Raw genomic sequence first — 25,047 nt, forward strand, 5'->3', positions numbered from 1 at the left:
CCTGTTAATAGGACACAATCATAGATATGAGGGTTCTGATAAAGTCAGAATCTGCAACATCATATTTAAATGTTAAAAAGGAAAAATAATCGCCGATTTTACGAAAGTAAAAATCCTCGTGAAAGGTTCCCTGGGTGCAGGACAGTTTTTCATAAGTCTGGCCGTTGTTCAGGGTTATGGTGACAGGATGTCCTACGTCATAGCCCTGAGATTGGCAGTACTCCTGGTTGATTAACACGTATTCCTCCAGGGTCATGTCTGATGCCCCATAGGTCCATGCAGAGGCGGCCACGGGGAAAGGCGATTCTATTCCGTACAGCTGAGCGTAAAAATCATATGTATTTTGGGATAAAGATTGATCTGGACAGAAGTAAGAAGTGCCTGGCAGATACATGGTATAATCTGCCCAGCTGTTAGTGATGGGGTAATATGGCTGCGAGTCCTCATCTTTAAAGCCGGATGCAGAGATTCCCTTACTTTCCCCGGCTATGGCAGGAAGGGCGGCTGCAGCCGCCAAGGCTCCTGAAGCTGCCGCGGCAGCTATTAAAAATTTAAATTTCATAAATTTCCACTCCTTTGCCGAAATTGGACAATCCATTGTAATATATGCGCGCCACAGGAATAAATATGATAAAAACGAGTTATTTACTGAATATTTTTCTCTGGCTTGCACAAACTAAAATTGTCTAAGAATCAATTTTAAGGAGGAACATGAAATGACAAAGTTAGATTGTAATGTTACAAATTGTCTTCACAATGCGGACAACTGCTGCTGTAAGGGAACAATTATGGTAGAAGGCCAGTCTGCTAAAAAGTGCTGCGACACTTGCTGCGGAAGCTTTGATGAAAACAAGGGAAATGCATTTAAGAACATTTTCAAAACTCCAGAATCTAAACTGGAAATCGAGTGTGAGGCAGTAAACTGCGTTTACAACGAAAATCGTTACTGTAGTGCAGAGCGCGTAGGAATCTCAGGCGTTAACGCAAGCAAAGCCGGAGAGACAGAATGTTCAACATTTAAAGTAAGATAATAAAAAGTCCGGCCAGCCGGATTCTTACTAAAAAGAGCTGAAGAACGATTATTTTCTGGAGTCAGAAGATAAAGGTTTTTCAGCTCTTTTTTCCATAGAAATTAAGTTAAAGAATGATAAAATAATATAATGTCCTCATATACGCCGTCTTTAGAGCGGAATCCGCCGGGGACGGTTCCCAGCCTTGTAAAGCCCAGCTTTTCATAAAGGCGGACAGCCCCTGTGTTGCCGGAAACTACCGCATTAAATTGAAGCACCCTAAATCCTAAGGAGGCAGCCTTTTCCAGACAGTGACAAACCAGCTGTTCTCCTAAATGATGTCCCCGCATGTTCCGGGAAACAGCAAAGCTGGCGTTTGATAAATGGCCGCAGCGGCCTACATTGTTGGGATGGAGAATATAAAGCCCCTCCACGCAGCCGTCTGCCTCCGCCACAGCGGTAAATGACTGGGAGCTGAAAAAATCACCGGCCTCTTTTAAAGTCATAGGATTTTCCTGGGGAAATGCGTTTCCTTCCTCCACCACCTGATTCCAAATAGCAGTCATGGCCGGCAGATCCTCCGGCAGAAATTCTCGTATAGTAATGTTCATAAATATAATCCTTTCGTTTCCTTCATATCTATAAACGGATATGTCTTCTAAGTTTGCAAATCCCCTGGGTCATAGTTCCCATAGGGCAAAATGTACACCATGTTCTCGGCCTGAAAAATACCATTACAATCAGTCCAATTAATGCAGATGTAAGCATTAAACTATAAAATCCAAATGAAAACTGAGCCACCCAGTCCGCCGCAGTACCGGCAGTATAGGTCCAGTCCCAGGGCACTCTTATGCTCCAAAACAGTTTAATGAGCTCCCTGAGATTAGCGGCTCCCGCGCCTACCAGATAAGTCTGGAAAACCATATTTCCAAACATAGCTAAGAAGAAAATCAGAAAACCGTAGCGGAATCCTTTGGACGACAGCCATCTGGGCGCTGTTTTATTAAAGGAGCACTTGCAGTCCGTTCCCAACTTAGTGAAAAGCTGTCCTCTGCCGCAAAGATTATTGCAGAAATATTTGTTGCCCCCTAAAACGGCAAGAATAACCGGTACTAAAAAATCAATCATGCCCAGCCATGCAAATAAAATATTAAAAAATCCTAATGCAAAATAAACAATCGACCAAATCCACAAATAATCGTACCAGTGTTTTTTCTTCATCCCGCCGCCCTCTCTTTCAACGTAATGCAGTCAGCAGGACAGGTATTTTTGCATTTGCCGCAGCCTATGCAGGTTTCTGCCTCCACTACAGCGTAGCAGCCATGGTCAATAGCGATGGCATTTTTGGGACAGACCTTTGTACAGGCTCCGCAGGAGGCGCACCGGTCAGAATCTACCTGAGCATATTTTTTGGAGCGAAATGGTTTTTTCTTTTCAGTTTGACTTTTTAATTCCATATCAGACACTTTTATCTTCCTTTCCTTAGGTGAAGTATTGCCCGGGAGCTTTAAAACATAAAGGCTTCTGGGACTGTCTGTTATATATTACCAGATCTTACACAGAAAGAATGTGACTTAATCACATAATGGAGATGAAATAAGTTTCTGGAGGATTGTCCGGGAAAGCTGTTAATAAACTACAACAGAATCCAGCACCTGTTTCACTGCATCCTGGGCCTCCGTATTATTTGCCGGATACTTGATGCACCACCACATTAATTTGTCTCCTACCAGCCTTAAATAATTGTCAATAATAATGCCGTCCTCAGATTCATATGCCCGTACTCTGGTAAAAGGGTAATTGCCCAGCCATAAGCCGGTTTTTACCTCATTTGTATAGTTTTGATTGTCGTAGATATCTGTCAGATTCTGCACACATTCCTTTAAGGGGATCAGGGCCGGCTGGTAGGAAAGATTAATGCAGGGATAAAGAGACATGTCCCCAAATAAGGTAACGGCAAATTCATAATCCATTCCCGTATAGGCGCTCATATATTCCAGCATGGTATCAGAATTAAAATATGTATCAGCGGGAAATGTAACGCGGAAATCCGACCAGGGGTTAGAGAAAGTCAGGCCTTCCAGAGAGCCTCTTTGATAGGAGGGGGCAGGTTCTGATTCCTCTGCGCTGGAAACAGAATCGGCAAAAGATGAAACAGCAGAAAAATTGCTTAAAATAACGGCAGTTAAAATCACAAAGAAATACTTACGGATCACAAAGAAATCCTCCTCAATTATAATATTGCTGTTTATTTTAACTCTATTTTAAAAAGAAAGCAAATATTTTTGCAGGGTTGCTGAATAAATATTGATTATCGCAGCAGAAAAGAATATACTATATGCAAAAGGAGCTGATAATATATGGCAAACATAAAACAAATTTCCGACCTTAGCAACTATGTAGAAGTGCTGTGTAAGTCCCAGGCGGCCGTTGAATTGATGAATGAGCTTGCCAAAGGGAGCAGGTCTGGCGAAGAGAAGGGCTGGCTGGCATTAGAGGCCGTGGAGGAGCATCTTAGGCTTTCCCATGAATAAACTTTATTTTGCGATTAAGGCCTGGAATTCTGATAAAAAAGCAAAAGAAAGCGCATATTTTCTCCTTGACTTTTGTGGAAGACAATGGTATAGTAACTAAGGTTGCAAAAGCAACTGAACAGGAAAGCAGGTTATCCGCCTCACCTTGGCACAAAAGTGACCCGGGTTCATAGAGATAATAGCAGAGTTTTGGATATCATATCTAAATTGTGTTATTGTGTTTAGATTTAGAGCGGCGGATAGAAGTTTTCTATCTGTCTTTTTTGTTTCATTTAGAAATTGTTTCGTAAGCAAAACTATTTCTTTTAATAACAGGAATTATTTCAGTATTTGGAGGTGCACGGCTATTAGCGAATTAATGATTAACGAACAGATCAGGGATAAGGAAATCAGACTGGTTGGTGAAAACGGGGAGCAGTTAGGAATCATGTCTGCAAAGGAAGCCTTTAAGATGGCTCAGGATGCAGAGCTGGATTTAGTAAAGATTGCCCCCATGGCAAAACCGCCTGTATGCAAGATTATTGATTATGGTAAATATTGCTACGAACAGGCAAGAAAAGAAAAAGAAGCTAAGAAGAAACAGAAGGTAATTGAGGTAAAAGAAGTCCGTTTGTCTCCTAATATTGACACAAATGACCTTAATACAAAGACCAATGCAGCCAGAAAATTCCTGGAAAAAGGAAATAAGGTAAAGGTTACCTTGCGTTTCAGAGGCCGTGAAATGGCACATATGTCAAAATCCAAATACATTCTGGACGACTTTGCTAAGGAGCTGTCAGACATTGCAGTCATTGACAAGCCCTCAAAGGTAGAAGGAAGAAGCATGGTCATGTTTTTAACTGCAAAACGTTAAAATAGACAAATTCAAGGAGGAAAATACAATGCCGAAATTAAAAACAAGCAGAGCAGCTGCTAAGCGTTTCAAAAAGACTGGAACAGGAAAGTTAGTAAGAAATAAAGCTTACAAATCTCATATCTTAACTAAGAAAACAACTAAGAGAAAAAGAAATCTTAGAAAAGATACCGTTATGGATGCTACAAACGCAAAAGTAATGAAGAGGATTTTACCATATCTGTAAGTTTAAGATTGAGAAGGAGGAAAATAACCGATGGCAAGAATTAAAGGCGGCTTGAACGCAAAGAAAAAACACAATAGAGTATTAAAACTGGCTAAAGGCTATAGAGGAGCCCGTTCCAAACAGTACAGAATCGCAAAACAGTCTGTAATGAGAGCTCTCACAAGCGCATACGCAGGACGTAAAGAGAGAAAGAGACAGTTCAGACAGCTGTGGATCGCTCGTATTAACGCAGCAGCTCGTATTAACGGATTATCCTACAGCAAATTTATGTTTGGCTTAAAGCAGGCCGGAGTAGATCTGAACAGAAAAATCCTTTCTGAGATGGCTATTAATGATGCAGAAGGATTTGCTAAATTAGCAGAACTGGCTAAATCTAAATTAGCTTAATAATTACATGAGAAGAGGCGTTCCCCAAAAGGGAGCGCCTTTTTTGTATGTCAGCATTCTGGGGGAGGAAAGTTCATATGTCTCATGGCGTCCTCCTTAGCCAGCTGAATAAAAGCCTGCTGAGCCTGGTTTAAACGGTAATTTTTTTGATAAGCAGCCCCGAACTGAAAGCGGGGATGTCCAGGCAGATAAAACCATGCAATGTCCTTAAAATTGCGAATTCTGGATTGAGGGATAATGGCATTGCAGATGCCCTGGCTGGCCAGCTGCTCTAAAAAATTATTAAAAGAAGATTCAATAATAATATTAGGCGCGATGCCCGCCTTTTGAAAAATCGGATCAATTAAATCCCTGCGCATTGTAGACCGGCTTAAAGCAAATGCAAAGTCATCACTTCGCACCAAGTTCAGGTCAAAGGTGCAGGTGGGATAGGGAGGCGGATTGTCCCCGTATAAGGACTTTACCACCGGATGATTCACAGGAAGTCCAAGGAGAAGATTTTCCTCGCTGAGGGGAATATATTCCACGCTCTGCAGTTTTGTACAGTCTCCGGTTAAAATAAACGCAATATCCAACTGACGGGATTCTAAGCGCTCCAACATATCCGGCACTAAAAGCTGAACGCAGCGCATCTGTACTCCAGGATATATTTTATTAAAAGAAGGATAAATACGGGCAAACATGTCGCTGCCGTGTTCAAATGACAGACCGATTTGATATGTACCTACTAAATGGCCGGACAGATCCTGCAGCTGGGCATAGGTGATTTGGCGCATATTTAACATTTGTTTGGCTGTATCCAGATAAATACGGCCGGCCTTTGTGGGGATCATCTGACGCCGTCCACGAGTAAAAAGCAAAAGATTCAATTCCTTTTCTAATTTCAGAAGCTGCTGATTTAAAGCAGAGGGCGTGACAAAAAGCCTGGAGGCAGCTTCTGTAACATTCCCATACTGTTCAATAGCAACAATATATTCTAATTGCTTCAGATCCAAAGTTATTTTCCCCTTTCTCTCTTAAAATTGTGCATATTGCATTAAAACGTTATGAAAAATAGGAAATTAAAGCTTAAAAATTGTTACTGTTAAATTTTCTTACAGAATACTAAAAAACAACTAACTGTACAAATTAGTATACTGAAAATATAATAAATTTCAAGAGGAGCTGCTCAAAAAAATAAGCAAAATTACAAGAGTGAAAATTTTCACAACTTATTAAGAGAAAAGAATTACTAAAAATTTCAAGTAGGAGGAATGAAAAAATGACAGTAATTAAATGGCTGGACAAAAATCTGGAGTATGTCTGTCTGGCAGGGCTGTTGATTATTATGACGATTCTGTCCTTTGTAAACGTAATTATGCGTTACTGCTTCCACAGTGCTTTAAGCTGGTCCGACGAGGTGTGCTGCTACTGTCTGGCCCTCAGCGCCTTCTTATGTCTGCCATGTTCTATAAGAAGCCGCAGCGCCATTGCAGTGGACACAGTGGTTACTATGCTGCCTGAGAGCGTAAAAAAAGGTTTATCTTATGTATGCAATATACTGATGATCCTTTTTCTGGCAGTCTGTGTAAAAGGCGGTATAGAAATTGCGGCAAAGGCTGCCCAGGTACAGCAAAAAAGCCCGGCCCTGCGCATTGAAGTGTCCTATTTATATTATTTTATGACATTTTGTTTTGTACTTTCTATTCTTCGCTGTGTACAAATTATAGTTATGGATACAAAAAATATTAAGGAAGGAGAAAATTAAAATGGCCATAGGATTATTTTTTGTTTTGCTGGCAGTGCTGTTAGTAATTGCCTTCCCTGTAGGCGGCGTATTTGGCCTTATGTCTGTGCTGCCAGGAGCCATAGGAGATCTGAACTTTGGTGCAGCAGATGTAGTGCGTTCCATGTTTTCAGGTATGAACAGCTTCACCCTTCTGGCAGTGCCTTTGTTTATGGTTTCTGGCATGATTATGGCAGAAGGAGGACTTTCTAAAAGATTATTTGAGTTTTTCGGGTACTTTATCGGCAATAAAAGAGCTGGATTTCCCTGCGCCGTAGTTGCCACATGTATGTTTTACGCAGCAATTTCAGGATCTTCCCCTGCGACAGTATCAGCTGTAGGAGCCATGACCATTCCCTTCTTAGTAGAAATGGGATATGACATTGTATTCGCCACCTCTATTGTAACAGTGGCCGGTGGATTAGGAGTAATTATTCCTCCAAGTATTTCCTATATTGTGTATGCGGCGGCAGCCTCTGCCTCTCCCTCTGATTTATTTATTGCAGGTATTATTCCAGGACTTTTAATCGGCGGGGCTTTAATGGTATATTGCCACATTTACTGCGCAAAGTATGGGGAAGATAAAGAAAAATTAATGGCCAGCTATAATGGGCTGAGGGAAAAAGGATTTCTGCCTTTGCTAAAGGAAAGCTTTTGGGCCCTTCTGACGCCGGTAATTATTTTAGGATGTATTTATTCCGGCATTTGTTCTCCAACAGAAGCAGCTGTTATTTCTGTAATTTACGGATTATTTGTGTGCGTGTTTGTTTATAAAACTATTAAAATGAAGGATCTGGGAAAGGTGTTTGTAGCCGGAGCAAAAACATATGTAAATATTCTTTTTGTTATTGCGGCAGCCACAGCCTTTGCCAGAGCAATGACCTTACTTCGCTATCCTCAGACAATTTCTGAAGCAGTACTAAGCGTTACAGACAATAAAATTGTGATTCTGCTGCTGATGAACATTATAATGCTGGTGTGCGGCATGATTATTGACAATATTCCAAACATTATGATTCTGACTCCAATTCTGGTGCCTATTGCAAAAGCAGTTGGAGTAGACCCAGTACACTTTGGAATTATTATGACATGTAACCTGGCGATCGGTATGGTAACTCCGCCTATGGGCATCAATTTGTTTGTAGCCTCAGGAATGACAAAGATTCCAATGTTGAAGCTGGCAAAGGCAACAATTCCGTTTTTAATCGCATTCTTGCTTTGCCTGATGCTGATTACATTTATCCCTCAGCTGAGCTTATGGCTGCCGGCTGTATTAAAATAAAAAATAGTAATGCTCGTAAAATACCTCGCAAACTGTTTTTCATGTATCGCACGTAAGTGCCTAAAATACAGGCACTAAGTGCTCGTAACAATAAAAAATAGTTGAGCGCAAAGCGCGAAACTATTTGCTACCCAAAGTTCGCGGTAGCGAAGTTTGGGGTTCCCGTAGTTTTTATGGAACGAGGAACGAGTGAAATAAAAAAATATAATAAATTAGGAAAGGAAAAACATTATGAAAAAAATAATTTCAACAGTAATGGCTTTATCATTGGCATTATCTTTAGCAGGCTGCGGCGGAGGCTCTTCCTCTGATTCTCAGACTGATACTAAAGCTCAGGCAGAGGGAGAAACAGTAGCTGCCACAGGAGAAGATTACGGAGAGTACAAATGGACTGCAGCCATGACAGTGGCGGAGACAACTACAAATTATAAAATGATGGAAAAATTTGCTCAGCTGTTAAATGAAAAAAGCGGCGGCACTATTACTATAGATATTTACCCAGGAGGACAGTTAGGCAATACTACAGAATTTACAGAGGCAGTAGTAGGCGGTTCTATTGAAATTGGAACAGGTATGACTACAGATTTAGTAGACTTTGTACCGGAAATGGGATTATTTGATATGCCTAACCTGTTTAAGGACATTGACCAGATGCGCAGCCTTCTTACAAGCGATTATGTGGAGACAATGAACGATTACTGTGAGGCGGCGGGAGTTCATATGCTGGGCTTCTCTGACGCAGGCTTCCGCCAGCTGACTACCAACAAAAAAGTAGAAACCTTAGATGATTTAAAGGGCCAGAAGGTGCGTACTATGACAAATCAGTATCATATTGCTTACTGGAACGCACTGGGAGCTTCAGCTACACCTATGCAGTTTACAGAAGTATTTATGGCTCTTCAGCAGAATACAATTGACGGAGAAGAAAATCCTTATATGAATATTGTGGGAAATAATATTCAGGAAGTGCAGAAGTACGTAGTAGAAACAAACCATTTAGGTCATATTATTACATTCTTTATGAACAATGATCTTTATCAAAGTCTGCCAGACAATACAAAGGCTCTTGTAGATGAATGTGCGGCTGAGGCAGTAGCTTATGCGGCCCAGGTTTCTGATGAAAGTATAGAGGCTGATAAGCAGACATGTATTGACGCAGGATGTGAAATAATTACTCTTTCAGATGAAGATTATGCAAAGCTTCAAAGTGAAGGACAGGTTGTATACGATATGGTCCGCTCTGATCTGGGAGACGAAAAGGTTGATACGCTTCTGGATGCTGTAGCAGCATTAAATTAAAAAGGAGTGTGCGCCCGTTGGATTTTTTAATTAAAAACGGCACAGTTTACGATCCGGCACATCATAAACTGTATCAGGGAGATGTTGCCCTGCATAAAGGAAAGATTGTAAAGCCAGAAGATTCCATAGAGTACCGCCAGGTAATTGACGCCTCCGGCTGTATTGTGACAACAGGGCTGATTGATTTCCACGTTCATTATATGCTGTACGGCACAGAAAACGGGGTAAACCCGGACGCCAATTCCTTTTGCTGTGGAATCACCACGGCAGTAGACGGTGGAACCTGTGGAGCAGGAGGATATGAGCTGTTTCATAAAAGCATTGTTTCCATGAGCCAGGTTCGCATTGTAAGCGATTTATTAGTGGCCTCAGGGGGACAGTCTAACGACAGATATCCGGAAAACTTAGATCCTAAATTCTTTGATGAAGAAAAGATCTTGCAGCTTTTTGAACAATATCCTCAGCTGGTAGGATTAAAAACCAGAATCTCTTCTAATATTATTGAGGCGGGCTTGGCGGAGAAATCTCTTGCCCGCACAGTAGAAATAGGGGAAAAGGCCGGTGTGCCGGTGATTGTTCACGTAACAAATTGCAGTATTCCGCTGGACCGTTTAGCTTCTCTTTTAAGGCCCGGAGATGTAATCTGCCACATATACCATAATATAGGAAAACATACTTGTCTGGATGAGGACGGCAGAGTGCTGGAAGGGCTGTGGGAGGCGAAAAAGAGAGGCGTACTTTTTGACGCCTGCAACGGCCGGTCTAATTATGATTTGGAAGTATGTCAAAAAGCAATTGCCCAGGGGTTTGTGCCGGATATTATCAGCAGCGACGTAAATGCCGCCAGCTGGTTTCTCCAGCCCCTTCACTCTCTGCCCAGAATCCTGTCTAAGTATCTGGACTTTGGAATGAGCATAGAGCAGGTGCTGGACGCCGCCACAATAGTTCCCGCCCGCCGTATAGGGCGGCCGGAATTAGGAAGCATGGCAGAGGGTACAGAAGGAGATATCTGTATTTTTAAACTGAAAAAAAAGCCGGTTTCTTACAGTGATATAAATGGCAATACATATGAAGGAACGCAGGTACTTGTGCCTGCAATAACATTTAAAGCAGGCCGGTGCGTATACTGCCAGGCAGATTTCTGTTAAAAAACAGTAATGCACGTGAAAGATCTTGGAAACTATGGTGCAAGCCAGGTAAAAGTGTACAAAAGGGAAGGCCTGCTTAGTAGTAAATAATGCTGAAAATAAAACTTTGACTTTTCACCCCTTTGAGAAATAGCCAAAAAACTGATATAATTATAATAAGGAAGAAAAAGAAACAAAAGGCTGTTAGAAAAGGAGGACAATGCCATGGAACAGTGGAAAGCAGGAGAGTATGTAGTCAGCGAAAATAGTGGAGTCTGCAAGGTGTTGGAGGTGGGTCCCCTGGACCTTAACAGCTCTCTGGTAGAGAAAAAACGGGAGTATTATACCATGGAGCCAGTCTCTAATAGATCTGGAAGAATTTATGTGCCTGTTGGCAGTACAAAATCCAGGATTCGCAAAGTAATGAACCGGGAAGCCGCTTTAAAACTAATTGATTCTATGAAGGACATTGATTTAGTTTGGGTGGACAACGAGCGGACCAGGGAACAGGAATACAAAAACACAATAAAAGACTTTTCAGGCGAGGGCTGGATACGCATTATGAAAACCATGTATCAGAGAAAGCAGATCAGGGGAACCCAGGGAAAACGCCTTACTTCAATAGATGAAAAATATTGGAAAATAGCAGAAAAGCATTTATTTGAGGAACTGTCAATCGCTCTCCAGATTCCATATGAAAAGGTAGGAGAATTTATTGAAAGCAGAATTAAGGAACCAGTGAAATAAAACACAGGCACTAAGTGCTCATAACAAAACACAGGCCATTGCAAAATAGATGAGAAATGATCTATTTTGCAATGGCTTTTTATTGATTGTTAGGGCAAAGCCCTGTTTACCATTGTGGAGTTTTTCGTTGATCCGAAAAACGGAACTTTGGAAAACAAATAAACCACCTGCTATGCAGGTGAGTTAGAATTGCTTCAGCTTATAGCAAAAAACCTCCAGTGTTATAATTAATGTAAGGTTCGCCAACCGCATTAATAAACAAAGGAGGTATCCATATGGATAGTAACAGTTTATCACATACAAAATGGAATTGTAAGTATCATATTGTATTTGCACCAAAATATAGGAGAAAAATAGCATACGGAAAAATAAAACAGGATATAGCAAATATTTTAAGTATGTTATGCAAAAGAAAAGGTGTAAAAATTGTAGAAGCAGAGATATGTCCAGATCATGTACATAGGCTAGTAGAAATTCCGCCAAGCATTAGTGTATCGTATTTTGTAGGGTATTTGAAAGGAAAAAGTACACTTATGATATTTGAAAGACATACAAATTTGAAATATAAATATGGAAATAGACATTTTTGGTGTCGAGGATATTATGTAGATACGGTAGGGAAAAATGCAAAGAAAATACAGGAATATATAGCAAATCAGTTACAAGAAGATTTGGAATATGATCAGATGACACTGAAAGAGTATATTGACCCGTTTACGGGTGAGCCAGTAAAAGCAAACAAATAAAATAAGCCCTTTAGGGCTTAGTAGGTAAATGATGTTGCGCTTGGCGAACCTATTTCGGAGAGTCTTNAATATGATCAGATGACACTGAAAGAGTATATTGACCCGTTTACGGGTGAGCCAGTAAAAGCAAACAAATAAAATAAGCCCTTTAGGGCTTAGTAGGTAAATGATGTTGCGCTTGGCGAACCTATTTCGGTGAGTCTTTAGACTCCAGTGCCGGTAACAGACCCTTATAGGGTCAAAGCAAGCCACCGGCTTAGCCGGTGGTCTTGACTTTACAAAAAATATCGCATAAAAAATGATGTAGATGTTTGTGAAAAGTATAAGAAATATACATATATGCCAGATATAATATTGACATACTGTTATAATAGTTATAATATATAGCTAAAAGAAAGGAGATATCCATGGAAGAAGCAAGCTTTCAGACAGCATCTGATATCGCTTACAAAATTATTTCAAGAAAGATTCTGGATGGAGAATTTCCGCCGGGTATGAAGCTGTCCAGGAGGAAGATGGCGGAGGCTACAGGGGTCAGCGTTATCCCGGTTATTGAAGCGTTAAAGAAGTTAGAGGACGACCGTCTGGTGGAGTCTAAGCCTCAGTGGGGATCATTTGTCACTGTGCCTACGTTAGAAAAGGTTCGTCAAAGCTATCAGCTGAGAGAAGCCATTGAATGCCAGTCCGCCAGATACTTAGCAGAACATATGACGGCAGAGCAGGAGGCAGTGCTTTATGCTTTGGCAGAAGAATTAGATACAGTGCCATACACCCAGGCTACTGCTTTAAATACCAGCGACACCCATCTTGCTTTTCATATGAGGTTTACGGAATTTACAGGCAATCCGCTTTTGAAGGACGCTTTGAGAAAGATTAATCTGTTTTGGATTCTTTGCAAGGGGACAGGAACTAAGGCTCCAAAGTGTCAATATCCTAGATACTGGCACAGACTGTTGATGGATGAGATAAAAAAAGGGGATGCCCAGGCAGCGGCGGAGGCCATGAGAATCCATGTCAATGATTCCCTGATTGCCATAGAAGCCAGCTGGAGCGACGGAACATAACGACAAACCGGTAAAAAAGCCTTAATACAGGAGTTCGTTTTATGCGAACTCTATTTTAACAAACTAACTGTTATAACAGTTAGCACACTAGAAAGGAAAATGAAATTGTAAACAAAATAAATAAGATTTTATAAAAAAGGAGAAGGAAAAAATGAAAAAAATGATGAAAAAAGCAGGAGCAGCAGTTTTGGCCCTTACAATGGCCGCAGCATGTATGGCAGGGTGCAGCAGCAAAGAGGAAACTTATCCCAGCGATGCGATTCAGATGATTGTGCCGGTAAAGGCAGGGGGAGATACGGATGCCAACGCCAGGCTTTTAGCTCAGTATATGGAAAAAGAGCTGAACGTGTCCATGCCTATTGTAAATGTGGCAGGCTCTTCAGGAACTATTGGCATGGAGCAGGTAAAAAGCGCGGACCCTGACGGATATACTTGTCTGTTTTTTCACACTGAGGCTATGCTTCCTGAGATTTCCGATTTAATTGATTATCAGTTAGATGCATTTAAAATGGCAGGCGTTTGCCTTCAGGCCAACACTACACTTTTAGTTACCCACAATGACTCAGGCTTTTCCAGCCTTTCAGAGTTTTTGGAGCAGGCAAAAGCTAATCCTGGAAAGATTGAATTTGGCATGGCGGTAGGCGGTTATCCCCAGTTAATTGGTCTGGCTTTGGAAAAAGAGGCGGGAATTGATTTAAACCTGGTGGATATCGGCGGAAACGCAGATAAAATAGCGGCCTTAGCCGGACACAATACAGATATTATTAACGTGGAATATGCCCTTGTAAAAGACTATTTGGAAACAGGAGAATTTGTGCCGCTGGCTCTTCTCTCTGAAGAACGGAATCCTTTGTTTGACAGCATTCCAACAGCCAAAGAACAGGGACTTAATATGGAATTTGGAAAGTTCTTCTTTGCAGCTTTCCCAGAAGAAACTCCCGACGAGATTGTAAACACATTCAGCGACGCTATGAAGAAGGCAGTGGAGAATCCGGATTTTGTAAAGGCGGCCCAGGATTCCTATGCACTTACACCGGTTTATATGAATCCGGAGAAAGCGGCAGAATATGCTCAGGGCGTATATGAAAAGCTGAATTCCTATAAAGATTTATTTGTAGCAAATTAGAAGAGGGGTAGAAGGAGGCTATATGGGCAAGTATAAGGATCTTATTAGCGGAGTATGCGGAATGATCTTATCAGCCGTATTTTTTATGTTAAGCGTGCAGATTGGTTTGAAGGAAAAGGATGCCATAGGAGCCAGTTTCCTTCCTAAAATTGTAACTGTTATGATGTTCGTCATGTTTGCTATTGTTACATATCGGGGAACGAGGGATGCAAAGGTAGGGAAAGAAGAAAAGAAACTGGATTATGTGCCGAACTTTAAGGGCGTAGCTCTGATGTTCATAGCCATGCTGGTATATGCATACTTGTTAAAACCAGTCGGTTTTATTATTACCAGTATTTTATTTCTTATGGCGGCTATCTGCCTGATGACGAAAAAAGAAGAATTAAAACCGGTGAAATACACGGTTATTGCCATAATTGTTGTAATATTTATCTACTTTATTTTTATGGAAGTCTTTGGAATCCGTATTCCAAAAGGAATTTTATAGGAGGTGTCTGCAATGTCATCTGATATTGTTGCTGGTGTTTTATCCATCTGTGACGTGAAAATTATGCTCCTTATGCTTCTTGGAGTATTTATGGGAATTATTATTGGAGCAATCCCGGGCCTGTCTGTAACCATGGGAGTAGCCTTATTTCTTCCTATTACCTTTGGCATGGAGCCGGTGGCTGGCTTATCCCTTCTGGTGGCTTTATATATCGGCGGTACCTCTGGCGGATTGATTTCCGCTATTCTCCTCAGGATCCCGGGCACGGCCTCGTCTGTGGCCACATGCTTTGACGGACATCCTATGGCGGAAAAAGGAGAGGCGACGAAAGCTCTTGGGGTAGGCATTGTATTTTCCTTCCTGGGAGGCTTTGTAAGCTACATTATTCTTATGCTTCTGGCGCCGGCCATTGCGAAAATTGCGCTGCAGTTTGGTCCTTACGAATATTTTTCTATTGGAATTTTTTCAATGACCATGATAGCCAGCCTGGCGTCAGGGTCTTTAGTAAAGGGGATTATTTCTTCCCTGCTTGGGGTTATGATTTCCTTTGTGGGAATCGCTCCAATCACCAGCTTTACCCGTTTTACCTTTGGGGAATCAGAATTAAACGCAGGCTTTACCATTCTTCCAGTGCTGATCGGTCTTTTTGCCGTGGCCCAGGTGCTGACCTCTGTGGAGGAAAAGTTTAAAAAAGAGGATATGACCGTACAGTCCTGTAAGATTAAGGGTTTTGGCTTTACGAGAGAGGATATTAAGGGACAGGGCTGGAACTTTTGGGTTTCCATGCTGATTGGAACTGGCATCGGAATACTGCCGGGAATGGGCGGCAGCATCTGCAACATTATTTCTTATTCTGTAGTAAAAAATCATTCTAAATACCCGGAGAAATTCGGAACAGGGATTGTGGATGGAATTGTGGCCTCAGAGACTTCCAATAACGCCAGTACAGGAGGCGCGCTGGTGCCGCTTTTAACCTTGGGGCTTCCGGGGGATAATACTACGGCTTTGATTCTGGCAGGATTTATGATTCACGGAATCACCCCGGGACCGCTTTTGTTCCGCTCAGAGGCGAAGCTGGTATATGGCATTTTTGCCGCTCTGATTGTGTCTAATATTATGATGCTGATTGTAGAGTATATGGGAATCCGTGTGTTTACCAGACTTCTCACTGTGCCGAAAAACCTTCTTCTGCCAATTGTTATTGTATTCTGCGTTGTAGGCGCTTTTGGCTCCAACAATCGTGTGTTCGACGTATTTGTAATGATGTTTTTCGGTTTGATTGGATATGGAATGAAAAAGCTAAATTATCCGCAGGCTCCTATTATCCTGGGATTCATTCTGGGGCCAATAGTGGAAACTAATCTTAGGAGAGGCCTTATGAAAAGCCAAGGAGACTTTATGCCGTTTCTCACTTCCCCTATTTCTTGTTTGTTCCTGATTATTGCGGCGGTAATGTTGGCATTGACCATTAGGAAAGAGATTGTAAAATTGAAAAGGGCAGGCGCGGCGGCATAAGGCGGCGTTTTGCGGAAATAAATAAAAAGAGGTAAAGTAAGATGATGACAGAAAATAAGTTAAGGTATATGTTGGATCACGGTATGTCTACAGTAGCTACCAGGCTGCAGTCCTCCTGGCCTACAGTAACGGAGACCGTGGGAATTACAGGAGAGTATGATTATGTGGAATTTCTGGCGGAATACGCCCCATACGGACAGTATGATTTTGAAAATATTGCCCGGGCGGCGGAGGTACACGGAATGGGCACCATGATTAAGGTGGATTACCAAAACCGCTATTATGTGGCTCAGAAAGCTGTAGCATCAGGCTTTCAGGCTGTTCTCTTTACAGACCACAGGACGGCGGAGGACGTGGAAAAGACGATTCATATGATTACGCCTGAGTGCCCGGAATTTGAGGGAGGAATGGGATTTGTAAACCGCAGATGGGTGGGGAACACCTGCTCTATGAGGCAGGAGGATTATGCCAGAATGGCTTCCAGCACTGTAAAGGCATTTATGATTGAGAAAAAGGAAGCTGTGGATAACATTGATGAAATCTGTTCCGTGCCAGGACTGGATATGGTACAGTTCGGCCCTAATGACTTTGCGTTAAGCTCAGGCTTTAATATGGCCGACGATATGGAAAGAGTGAGAGAAGCGGAGAGAAAGGTGTTTGAAGCTGCGAAAAAACACGGCGTCCACGCCAGAGCCGAGATGAACTCAGCGGCTGATATGGAGTATTATCTGGGACTGGGAATCCGCCATTTTAATATGGGAATGGAACTGCGTATTTTGAGAAATTATTTAAAACAGCAGGGAGAAGAAATGAATCAGATACTTAGAAAAGCCGGATTAAAATAAGAAAATATCTGCCGGGGCTTAGGTGCCTTGGCAGATATTTTTCTGGAAATAAAAAAAGAATGCAGAAGAAGAGACTCGAACTCTCACGGTATCGCTACCACACGGACCTGAACCGTGCGCGTCTGCCAATTCCGCCACTTCTGCATATCTAATATGTCTTAAAGACATGTGTCATTATATGGCAAAATTGTGTCATTGTCAACTGTATTTTTCAAAAAATTTAAAGAATTAAAAAAACAAAAAAACTTATAAAAAGGGCTTGCCATCTTTTGGGAACTGTGCTATACTACATTCCGTTGGCAAGCGGGAGTGCTGGAATTGGCAGACAGGCAAGACTAAGGATCTTGTGGGTGTATGCTCGTGTGGGTTCAAGTCCCATCTCCCGCATTGGTACAAAGGCGTATTCCTATGAGGAATACGCCTATTTTTATCATATAGGAAAGTTCACAGCGCTTTCCTAAAAATTAAAGGAGAGAAAACATATGACAATCAGAATTGGTATATTAGGATACGGCAATCTGGGCAGAGGCGTAGAATGTGCAGTAAAGCAAAATCCAGATATGGAGTTAAAAGCAGTTTTTACAAGACGGAATCCGGAGACAGTAAAAATTCTTTCTGACACTGCAAAGGTATATCATATAGATGAAGCGGAGAAAATGACAGATGAGATCGACGTTATGATTCTCTGTGGAGGAAGCGCCACAGATCTGCCTGAACAGACTCCTAAATATGCTGCAATGTTTCATGTAGTAGACAGTTTTGACACTCACGCCAGAATTCCGGAGCATTTTGCAGAAGTAAATAAGGCTGCCGCTGAAGCCGGAAAGGTTGCAATAATTTCTGTAGGATGGGACCCGGGAATGTTTTCCTTAAACCGTCTTTATGGCGAGGCTGTTCTCCCTGCAGGAAGCAATTATACATTCTGGGGCAAGGGCGTAAGCCAGGGACACTCTGACGCTATCCGGCGTGTGGAGGGAGTAAAGGACGCCAGACAGTATACAATTCCTGTGGAGGCTGCCTTAGAGGCGGTGAGAAACGGCAGCAACCCTGATTTAACCACAAGGGAAAAACATATCAGAGAGTGTTTTGTAGTGGCAGAAGAGGGCGCTGACTTAAAGAGAATTGAAGACCAGATCAAAACCATGCCTAATTATTTTGCAGAGTACGATACAACAGTTCACTTTATCAGTGAGGAGGAGCTTTTGAGAGATCACAGCGGAATCCCTCACGGCGGTTTTGTGATCCGCAGCGGAAAAACAGGCTGGGAAAATGAAAATACACATGTAATAGAATACCGTTTAAAACTGGACTCTAATCCGGAGTTTACATCCAGCATACTCACTGCTTATGCAAGAGCTGCCTACAGGATGAGCTTAGAGGGACAAAAGGGCTGTAAAACAGTATTCGATATAGCCCCGGCTTATTTATCTCCAAAAACAGGAGAAGAGCTGAGAAAGGCTATGCTGTAAGATACTATTCAGGAGGAGCTTATGCTGAAGTTAGAACATGTTTCCTTTGAGGTAAAGGAAGACAGGGGAGAAAAAGGGATTATAAAGGATTTAAGCCTGACCTTAGACGACGGAAAGTTTATTGTTATTACAGGTCCTAACGGAGGGGGAAAATCTACTTTGGCAAAATTAATTGCCGGTATTGAAAAGCCTACCTCAGGCAAAATATTTTTTGATGAAAAAGATATTACAGAAATGAGCATCACAGACAGAGCCAATATGGGCATCAGCTTTGCTTTTCAGCAGCCTGTAAGATTTAAGGGCGTTCAGGTTCTGGATTTAATCCGCCTGGCCGCCAGACAGGAGCTGTCTGCAGCAGAGGCCTGTAAATACTTGTCAGAGGTAGGACTTTGCGCCAAGGATTATATTAACAGGGAAGTAAACGCAAGTTTTTCCGGCGGCGAGCTGAAAAGAATCGAGATTGCAACAGTACTGGCCAGAGGAACAAAGCTTTCTGTGTTTGACGAGCCTGAAGCAGGCATAGACTTGTGGAGCTTTCAAAATTTAATTCAGGTGTTTGAGCGGATGAGAAAGGCCATTAACGGCTCAATTTTAATCATTTCTCACCAGGAGAGAATTCTTAATATTGCAGATGAAATCGTAGTAATCGCAGACGGAAAAATTACAAAGCAGGGCCCCAGGGAAGAAATTCTGCCTGAGCTTTTAGGCACTGCGGCTGCAGTGGCCGGATGCGACGTATTATCAGGGAGGTGAGTGAGATGGATGAAATTCAGAAAACACTTCTGGAAGAAGTGGCGGACCTCCATCAGATTCCTGCCGGCGCTTATAATATAAGGGCCAACGGCCAGGTGGCAGGCAGAAGTTCCACAGCGAATATTGAAATTGTAAGCAAGGAAGACGGCACTGGAATTGATATTAAAATTAAGGCCGGCACAAAAAATGAAAGTGTTCATATTCCTGTAGTAATGACTCAAAGCGGGTTGACAGAGCAGGTATATAACGACTTTTACATCGGGGATGACGCGGACGTAGTAATTATTGCCGGCTGCGGCATTCACAACGGAGGAGATTCCAACTCCAGACACGACGGCATCCACCGCTTTTTTGTAGGGAAAAACGCGAAAATTAAGTATGTGGAAAAGCATTATGGCAGCGGCGACGGAAGAGGGCAGAGGATTATGAATCCTAAGACTGAGGTTACTATGGAAGCCGGAAGCTATATGGAAATGGAAATGGTGCAGATTAAGGGAGTGGATTCTACAAAAAGACTGACTGTTGCAGACTTGGGAGAAAGGGCTAAAATGGTTGTAAGGGAAAGACTTTTAACCCACGGCACTCAGGATGCAGTCAGCGAGTTTGAGGTGAATTTAAATGGCGCAGATTCCAGCGCCAACATTATTTCCCGGTCTGTTGCTAAAGAGGAGTCGTCCCAGGTATTTATTTCCAAGCTTCACGGAAACGCCAAATGCGCAGGACATTCAGAGTGTGATTCCATTATTATGGACGACGCTAAAATCAGCGCTATTCCTGAAATTACAGCCAACAACCCGGATGCAGCCCTGATCCATGAGGCTGCCATTGGAAAAATTGCAGGGGAGCAGATTACTAAGCTGATGACCTTAGGCCTTACAGAGGCAGAGGCGGAAGCTCAGATTGTCAATGGATTCTTAAAGTAAAATCAGAGAATTTTCAGCATATCCCAGGCTGGTGCAAAGGTAAATCACTTTTGCGCCGGCCTTTTTGTATTAAGAAAAGACTGGCTGCTCATATAATTAAGGTAAAAGTATAAAATTTCCGGGGAAAATTTGAATAATCAAAAGCTGGAGAACCTGTTAAATTTAGCCTTAGAAGCGACAGAAGAGGAGAGAGAAAAGTCCAGGCAGCTGGAGGTAGGATATGATCCAGAAGAGAAAAAATGGGAGCTGATTGTAAGGCACACAGGCAGCTTAATGTTTTTGGAGGAACAGGGAATTAAAGTAGAAGAATTAACAGGAGGATATGGGATTTTAACAGTGCCGGAAAATATGATCCCTTTTTTAGTTTCCATCCCTGAAATCGAATATATAGAAAAGCCGAAACGGCTGTTTTTTTTCATTGCCCAGGCAAAGGATTCCTCCTGTATTTCTTATGTACAGACAGATGTGCAGGCGGGAGGGCTGGGGCTTTCAGGGAAAGGAACCGTGGTGGCTGTTATTGACTCAGGAATTGATTATTTTCACCAGGACTTTAGAAATCCAGACGGAACTACCAGGATTTTAGAACTGTGGGATCAGGGGCAGAACAGAATTTACACAGAAGAGGAGATTAACCAGGCCTTGGCTGCAGGAACCAGGGAGCAGGGGGAAATGATTGTGCCCTCCAGGGATTTAAGCGGCCACGGGACGGCGGTAGCCGGAATCGCCGCAGGAAACGGCAGGGAGCAGGGCGGCAGATACAGAGGAGTTGCATACGAAAGCCGGATTTTAGTGGTAAAGCTGGGCAGAAGTAATGAAGGAGAATTTCCCTGGACCACAGAGCTTATGCGGGCGATAAATTATGTAGTTGTAAAGGCGGCGGAAAACAGTTGGCCATTATGTGTAAATATTAGTTTTGGCAATACATATGGCTCCCATGAACCTTATAATTAAGGGAAAACATAAGAAAACACTGATATTTCCTGTGTTTTCAGGAGATTCAGTGCTTTACTCAGACTCATGATCGGTTGTCATTCTGGTCTTATAATACTCTGTCAGGATCATATTGATCTGCTGGGAACGTGTACGAAAGTTCTCTTTCGCATCCTTATCAATCTCAGTGACCAGTTCTTTGGAGAGGGTAGTATAGACCTGAACATTATTGGAACTGATAGCCATGTGGCACCTCCGATTCGATTTTAATAGAATTATTCTATCATACTTCTTCGGGTGGGGCAATGTGAACCGAAAAAAGCGACTATTTATTGATAGGCTGACACAGTCAGTAAAGAAAAATCTGCGAATAAAGAATGATAAGAAAGGTAGAACAGACAAATGAAGAAAACAATTTTTGAAGAAATGGGCGGTACTTATAGCAGAAATGGGGATTATCTTATTCCTAATCTTACCTTACCAGAGGAAGAAGAACAAAGATTTATCGGTGTATGGGGACAAAAACATTTGCAATATTTGAAAGAGTACCGCAAAATGGTATATTTGAAGATGCTTACAAGCGGCAGGCTGAATGGTTATTTAGCGGATATAGAGAAACAGGCACAGGAACGCTTTGAAAGGATTGTAGAGCAGATGAAAAAGGCGCAAGGCATTACAGAACAGCTAAAGGTGGAAAATGCCTTGGAATGGATAGGAAGAATGAACAATATACAAGTATGTGCGAGGGAGATTGTGGATAAAGAGATAATTTATCAAGAATGAAATGTAAGATAAATAGTGTATAAAATGTAGCAGGGCATCATAAGATAAAATTGTAATTGCATTTTCCACATAGTTCGTGTAAAATGTAATTAGAAAAGCTGTGCATCAGCGGTGGGTTGACACCTAAAATCTGATACGTTTTCCGAACGAAGGTGTCGGAGGTTGGCAGGCAACGGAAAAACCTGATATTTTCCAGACGAAGGTGCTGGAGGTTGGCAGACAACGGAAAAATCAACCATGAGAAGGGAATGTTTAGTGCTGCGGCGTGAACATTCCCTTCTCTAAATTTTATGGGATAAGGATTAAGTTATGGACAAAAGACGTGCAATTCAGATTATGACAAAAGCAGCACAACTATATAAAGAACATCTTGAGGATCAGAAGGTTTTGTTCCTATATGGCTTACCGAAAGAGGTGAATAAGCAATTACAGGAAAGTAATAAGATTTTGTCATCTCTACAGGGATATGAAGTTGTTTTCCACAGATACAATTTTTTACATTTGACAGGAGTTCGGTTGAATAAAAAAGAGACAGCTTCCGCAATTCATTTTTACCAGAAATGCCTGGATAAGCGATTAACGGAAAATGATTTTGTTTTTGCAAAAGATGGCTCAACGGGGCAAAAATTGGATATATTGGAACGTATGATGCTTATTAAGAAAAACGTAACAATGATAGGAGAATTTACAGATCGAGGACCGAAATTATATACAGAAAAAGCTGCCGGGAATATCTGTGGTTGTATTGGCTTCGTAAAAGATAAAAATACGAAATTAAATGTACCGAACACATTGCTGAAAAAGGATATCAGAGATGTAACAGCACAGCCTACATATAAGGTGTTTGCTGTCATATCAAAACATTATACAGACGAGAAATATACAAATCTTGTGAAAATGGATAAATGTATTGATTTGAAAGAGTGTTGTTTCTCAGAAACAATAGAAAATATGATAGATAGAGAAAATTTATAATGAAATAGAAAGAAACCATGCTACTGCTTTTTGTAACAGTATCATGGTTTTATTGTTTGTCGCCTATATTTCAAGTTGACCGTTACTTTACAAAATTGGCAATGTTATAATTATCATTGATTTTAGAAGAGGGGAGAGTCAATGGAAATCAGTAGAACTGGTTTTGCAAGCATAGCGTTTGGATATCCAAACGCACTTTGGGAGCCCCCCAAAACCCCATTTTGTTGGCTTTACAAAGTGAGAATTTTTTGCTCAAGATAAAAAGAGAGTGCGTAAGCAGAAAGAAATCAAATTATGCTTACGCACTTTGTGCCTCACTTTTGCTCGGTGGTTAGCAGTTTGTGAATTATTGGGATGAAGCAATATAACTGTTTTGAGAAAACGGGATATTTTTTATATTAGTAGTTTAAACATTATAGTTCTGTGTTGTGCGATTTTTGCCTGGATTGAACAGGATGTTTTTTTTGCAATTCCTGTTTCCTCTGATATTCAAGTTCCCAGGTACGATGAGAGAAGCTATAGGGATCTTCCATATTGAGATCATCCACCTCATGGGCTGCGATATCACGATAGTGATAGTCATAAGTTTTACCAAAAGTATCTTTGAGCTGTTCAATCAGTTTCTCTCGGAAAGTAGGTCGGATCTGGATTCTGGTATCCAGTAATTCTGTGTATTGCTCCGGTTTAGACAGGGATTTTTCCTCTTGGAAAGCTACAGCATCTTTTTCAAGCTGCCCTTTGAGAGTCATATCCTGAGAATCAAGAATATCCAGATTCTTATCCATCTGGTCGTATTTTCTGGAAAGACTCGCCATATCTTTCTCTGTGGAGCATTCAGCCTGAAACAGCAGCTGTTCTTTGGCAGATTTCAGTTCCTCAATTTCTTCTGTTATGGTTGTAAGCTGCTGATTTAACTTGATATGCTGCAAAGGATTCAGAATACTGGTTTTATTTTTTTGCACATGTAGTTCTTTCTTTTCAGTAACTTTTGCTTTGAGTTTTTTCTTAATGGTATCATATTGATTCAGGATAGGACGAAAGTGCTGCATCCAGTCATGGATCACTTCTTTTTGCATCTCATTATGAAGTAAATGATATTGTGTAAAAATCATATGATTGCGGATTTCTTCCAATGTTTCTGCAATTACCGGAATAGACTTTTCTACAGCTTGCGCCAATTTTTTTATCTGTGCTTTTAATTCCCGTAGTATTCTGTTATCCGCACGAATCTGACGGTTGATTTCACACCGGTCAGCTATCATGCCTTTCTTTTCCATATTCTGGGCAATGTAGCCTTCGTGGATGGTTGGCTGTTCAGTGATTCCCTGAGCTGCAAAACTGCGGTGATCAATGGCGGCATTTATCTGATTAAGGGCAAGCATTTTATTTACGGCATTTGCCCAGTTTGCTCTCCAGAGGCAGAGCTGTTCCTCACTGTTCCATTGTTCGGAAATCGGGTTTTGTCTGCCATACCGGGTGCTTTTTGGATGTTTGTCGATACGTTCATAACCTTTCTCCTGTGCTGCCGAGGGAGTTAGATATACTTTCTTTTTCCCTGCTTTATAACGATACTGTTTCTCCCAGCCCTCTTTCTGAGCATCCTTAAATTCAGAAGCAGTAAATCCCTTTTCTTCCCCGTCTTTTACACAAAGGTATTCTTTTTCTGTTTTGTATTGCCATGTTCCGTTTTCGTTTAATGGACGGACAGTAAGTAGAATGTGTGCATGGGGATTGTGACCATCTGTATCGTGAATGGCGAAATCGGCACACATTCCCATATCTACAAAATTTTTTTGAATAAAATTCTGAAGAAGAGAAATATTGCTGCTTTTATCTAGCTCAACGGGGAGTGCGACAACAAATTCTCTTGCCAGTCGGCTGTCTTTTGTTTTCTCGGCAGTTTCTACAGCATTCCAGAGCTGCTCCCGGTTTTTCCATTCAGGCGGAGCCATAGGGGGAAGCATTACTTCCTGATAGATCAGTCCATGTTTTCGGGTGTAGTCATGCTGGATGCCATCATAATCATTATACATCCGACTACAGCTCATATAAGCAGATGCAGCGACAGCAGACCGCCCGGAACCACGGCTGACGACCTTGGCTTGCATATGATAAATTGCCATATCTGACACCTCCTTTCGATGTTGCCTGCAACAGCGGATAAGCCCTCGGCAGAGCGCACGAGCCCCGCAGGGGATACC

Annotated in this window: 29 protein-coding genes, 2 tRNA genes and 1 pseudogene; 23 read left to right on the forward strand and 9 right to left on the reverse strand. The window is 41.7% G+C overall.

Translation table 11 applies throughout. The features are described from left to right. Positions 1–4 precede the first annotated feature (4 nt). Positions 5–562, reverse strand: a complete 558-nt coding sequence (locus C1A07_RS15265) for a hypothetical protein (RefSeq protein WP_101877866.1) — start codon at positions 560–562, stop codon at positions 5–7. Between the two features lie 154 nt (positions 563–716). On the opposite strand from C1A07_RS15265, the gene C1A07_RS15270 reads away from it, so the two are divergent. Next, entirely contained in the window at positions 717–1,031 is a 315-nt protein-coding gene (locus C1A07_RS15270; protein ID WP_101877867.1) for a DUF1540 domain-containing protein, read from the forward strand. A 101-nt stretch (positions 1,032–1,132) separates the two neighbouring features. Here the strand turns inward: C1A07_RS15270 and C1A07_RS15275 are convergent, their stop codons facing one another. The 4 genes from C1A07_RS15275 to C1A07_RS15290 all read right to left on the reverse strand — a co-directional run bounded on the left by C1A07_RS15275 (position 1,133) and on the right by C1A07_RS15290 (position 3,226). Then, complete coding sequence (locus tag C1A07_RS15275) at positions 1,133–1,621, reverse strand: GNAT family N-acetyltransferase (protein WP_101877868.1); 489 nt, start codon at positions 1,619–1,621, stop codon at positions 1,133–1,135. A 28-nt stretch (positions 1,622–1,649) separates the two neighbouring features. Beyond that, positions 1,650–2,231, reverse strand: a complete 582-nt coding sequence (locus C1A07_RS15280) for a 4Fe-4S binding protein (RefSeq protein ID WP_101877869.1) — start codon at positions 2,229–2,231, stop codon at positions 1,650–1,652. Continuing rightward, positions 2,228–2,467, reverse strand: coding sequence for an ATP-binding protein (locus C1A07_RS15285; protein WP_101878168.1), 240 nt, complete (start codon positions 2,465–2,467; stop codon positions 2,228–2,230). The genes C1A07_RS15280 and C1A07_RS15285 overlap by 4 nt, the downstream gene beginning before the upstream one ends. Positions 2,468–2,638: 171 nt before the next feature. Continuing rightward, positions 2,639–3,226, reverse strand: a complete 588-nt coding sequence (locus C1A07_RS15290; RefSeq protein ID WP_101877870.1) for a hypothetical protein — start codon at positions 3,224–3,226, stop codon at positions 2,639–2,641. Positions 3,227–3,370: 144 nt separating this feature from the next. On the opposite strand from C1A07_RS15290, the gene C1A07_RS16260 reads away from it, so the two are divergent. From C1A07_RS16260 to rplT, 4 genes are all read left to right on the forward strand, one after another. After that, positions 3,371–3,544 carry a hypothetical protein gene (locus C1A07_RS16260; protein ID WP_180952276.1) on the forward strand — a complete coding sequence of 58 codons (174 nt, stop codon included), beginning with the start codon at positions 3,371–3,373 and terminating at the stop codon, positions 3,542–3,544. A 358-nt stretch (positions 3,545–3,902) separates the two neighbouring features. Further along, positions 3,903–4,397 carry a translation initiation factor IF-3 gene (gene infC / locus C1A07_RS15295; protein ID WP_101877871.1) on the forward strand — a complete coding sequence of 165 codons (495 nt, stop codon included), beginning with the start codon at positions 3,903–3,905 and terminating at the stop codon, positions 4,395–4,397. Between the two features lie 28 nt (positions 4,398–4,425). Further along, positions 4,426–4,623: a 50S ribosomal protein L35 gene (gene rpmI / locus C1A07_RS15300; RefSeq protein ID WP_101877872.1), complete on the forward strand. Its 198-nt coding sequence runs from the start codon at positions 4,426–4,428 to the stop codon at positions 4,621–4,623. A 30-nt stretch (positions 4,624–4,653) separates the two neighbouring features. Then, positions 4,654–5,010: a 50S ribosomal protein L20 gene (gene rplT, locus C1A07_RS15305; protein ID WP_101877873.1), complete on the forward strand. Its 357-nt coding sequence runs from the start codon at positions 4,654–4,656 to the stop codon at positions 5,008–5,010. A 50-nt stretch (positions 5,011–5,060) separates the two neighbouring features. Here the strand turns inward: rplT and C1A07_RS15310 are convergent, their stop codons facing one another. Further along, the gene (locus tag C1A07_RS15310; RefSeq protein WP_101877874.1) at positions 5,061–6,005 is read right to left on the reverse strand and encodes a LysR family transcriptional regulator; all 945 of its coding nucleotides are present in this window, start codon (positions 6,003–6,005) and stop codon (positions 5,061–5,063) included. A 266-nt stretch (positions 6,006–6,271) separates the two neighbouring features. On the opposite strand from C1A07_RS15310, the gene C1A07_RS15315 reads away from it, so the two are divergent. The 11 genes from C1A07_RS15315 to C1A07_RS15370 all read left to right on the forward strand — a co-directional run bounded on the left by C1A07_RS15315 (position 6,272) and on the right by C1A07_RS15370 (position 17,013). After that, positions 6,272–6,757 carry a TRAP transporter small permease gene (locus C1A07_RS15315; protein WP_101877875.1) on the forward strand — a complete coding sequence of 162 codons (486 nt, stop codon included), beginning with the start codon at positions 6,272–6,274 and terminating at the stop codon, positions 6,755–6,757. A gap of 1 nt (position 6,758) precedes the next feature. Next, positions 6,759–8,057, forward strand: a complete 1,299-nt coding sequence (locus C1A07_RS15320) for a TRAP transporter large permease (RefSeq protein WP_101877876.1) — start codon at positions 6,759–6,761, stop codon at positions 8,055–8,057. A 231-nt stretch (positions 8,058–8,288) separates the two neighbouring features. Then, positions 8,289–9,356 (forward strand): TRAP transporter substrate-binding protein, encoded by a 1,068-nt coding sequence (locus C1A07_RS15325; protein WP_101877877.1) that lies wholly within the window; start codon positions 8,289–8,291, stop codon positions 9,354–9,356. A 17-nt stretch (positions 9,357–9,373) separates the two neighbouring features. Next, positions 9,374–10,504 (forward strand): metallo-dependent hydrolase, encoded by a 1,131-nt coding sequence (locus C1A07_RS15330; RefSeq protein ID WP_101877878.1) that lies wholly within the window; start codon positions 9,374–9,376, stop codon positions 10,502–10,504. 204 nt (positions 10,505–10,708) lie between these two features. Continuing rightward, positions 10,709–11,230 (forward strand): CarD family transcriptional regulator, encoded by a 522-nt coding sequence (locus tag C1A07_RS15335; RefSeq protein WP_101877879.1) that lies wholly within the window; start codon positions 10,709–10,711, stop codon positions 11,228–11,230. Positions 11,231–11,505: 275 nt separating this feature from the next. Continuing rightward, the gene (gene tnpA / locus C1A07_RS15340) at positions 11,506–11,976 is read left to right on the forward strand and encodes an IS200/IS605 family transposase (RefSeq protein ID WP_101875601.1); all 471 of its coding nucleotides are present in this window, start codon (positions 11,506–11,508) and stop codon (positions 11,974–11,976) included. 407 nt (positions 11,977–12,383) lie between these two features. Further along, positions 12,384–13,040, forward strand: a complete 657-nt coding sequence (locus C1A07_RS15350; protein ID WP_101877880.1) for a GntR family transcriptional regulator — start codon at positions 12,384–12,386, stop codon at positions 13,038–13,040. 151 nt (positions 13,041–13,191) lie between these two features. Beyond that, on the forward strand, positions 13,192–14,166 hold the full coding sequence (locus tag C1A07_RS15355) for a tripartite tricarboxylate transporter substrate binding protein (protein ID WP_101877881.1): 975 nt from the start codon (positions 13,192–13,194) through the stop codon (positions 14,164–14,166). 22 nt (positions 14,167–14,188) lie between these two features. Next, positions 14,189–14,653: a tripartite tricarboxylate transporter TctB family protein gene (locus tag C1A07_RS15360; protein ID WP_101877882.1), complete on the forward strand. Its 465-nt coding sequence runs from the start codon at positions 14,189–14,191 to the stop codon at positions 14,651–14,653. Positions 14,654–14,665: 12 nt separating this feature from the next. Next, the gene (locus tag C1A07_RS15365) at positions 14,666–16,168 is read left to right on the forward strand and encodes a tripartite tricarboxylate transporter permease (protein WP_101877883.1); all 1,503 of its coding nucleotides are present in this window, start codon (positions 14,666–14,668) and stop codon (positions 16,166–16,168) included. Positions 16,169–16,209: 41 nt separating this feature from the next. Then, positions 16,210–17,013, forward strand: coding sequence for an HpcH/HpaI aldolase family protein (locus tag C1A07_RS15370; RefSeq protein WP_242972335.1), 804 nt, complete (start codon positions 16,210–16,212; stop codon positions 17,011–17,013). A gap of 60 nt (positions 17,014–17,073) precedes the next feature. Here the strand turns inward: C1A07_RS15370 and C1A07_RS15375 are convergent. Beyond that, positions 17,074–17,157 (reverse strand) — tRNA-Leu (locus tag C1A07_RS15375). Positions 17,158–17,316: 159 nt separating this feature from the next. Between C1A07_RS15375 and C1A07_RS15380 the strand changes: the two genes are divergently transcribed. From C1A07_RS15380 to C1A07_RS15400, 5 genes and pseudogenes are all read left to right on the forward strand, one after another. Continuing rightward, positions 17,317–17,400: transfer RNA gene (locus C1A07_RS15380), tRNA-Leu, on the forward strand. Positions 17,401–17,495: 95 nt separating this feature from the next. Further along, positions 17,496–18,482, forward strand: a complete 987-nt coding sequence (locus C1A07_RS15385; protein ID WP_101877884.1) for a diaminopimelate dehydrogenase — start codon at positions 17,496–17,498, stop codon at positions 18,480–18,482. A gap of 21 nt (positions 18,483–18,503) precedes the next feature. Further along, a complete protein-coding gene (locus C1A07_RS15390; protein ID WP_101877885.1) occupies positions 18,504–19,235 on the forward strand; it encodes an ABC transporter ATP-binding protein in 732 nt (243 codons plus the stop codon). Positions 19,236–19,240: 5 nt separating this feature from the next. Then, a complete protein-coding gene (locus C1A07_RS15395) occupies positions 19,241–20,158 on the forward strand; it encodes a SufB/SufD family protein (protein ID WP_101877886.1) in 918 nt (305 codons plus the stop codon). A gap of 129 nt (positions 20,159–20,287) precedes the next feature. After that, positions 20,288–21,097 (forward strand): annotated as a pseudogene (locus C1A07_RS15400) (S8 family serine peptidase); the annotation flags it as partial. A 66-nt stretch (positions 21,098–21,163) separates the two neighbouring features. Here C1A07_RS15400 and C1A07_RS16265 read toward each other — a convergent pair. Further along, positions 21,164–21,334 carry a hypothetical protein gene (locus tag C1A07_RS16265; protein WP_180952277.1) on the reverse strand — a complete coding sequence of 57 codons (171 nt, stop codon included), beginning with the start codon at positions 21,332–21,334 and terminating at the stop codon, positions 21,164–21,166. Between the two features lie 156 nt (positions 21,335–21,490). Between C1A07_RS16265 and C1A07_RS15405 the strand changes: the two genes are divergently transcribed. After that, the gene (locus C1A07_RS15405) at positions 21,491–21,871 is read left to right on the forward strand and encodes a TnpV protein (protein WP_101877888.1); all 381 of its coding nucleotides are present in this window, start codon (positions 21,491–21,493) and stop codon (positions 21,869–21,871) included. Positions 21,872–22,180: 309 nt separating this feature from the next. Beyond that, a complete protein-coding gene (locus tag C1A07_RS15410) occupies positions 22,181–22,846 on the forward strand; it encodes a PBECR4 domain-containing protein (RefSeq protein ID WP_101877889.1) in 666 nt (221 codons plus the stop codon). A gap of 413 nt (positions 22,847–23,259) precedes the next feature. Here C1A07_RS15410 and mobQ read toward each other — a convergent pair whose 3' ends face one another. After that, on the reverse strand, positions 23,260–24,969 hold the full coding sequence (gene mobQ, locus C1A07_RS15415; RefSeq protein WP_101877890.1) for a MobQ family relaxase: 1,710 nt from the start codon (positions 24,967–24,969) through the stop codon (positions 23,260–23,262). Between the last annotated feature and the right edge of the window lie 78 nt (positions 24,970–25,047).

Source organism: Lachnoclostridium edouardi, from assembly GCF_900240245.1.
GTDB lineage: Bacteria > Bacillota > Clostridia > Lachnospirales > Lachnospiraceae > Lachnoclostridium_A > Lachnoclostridium_A edouardi.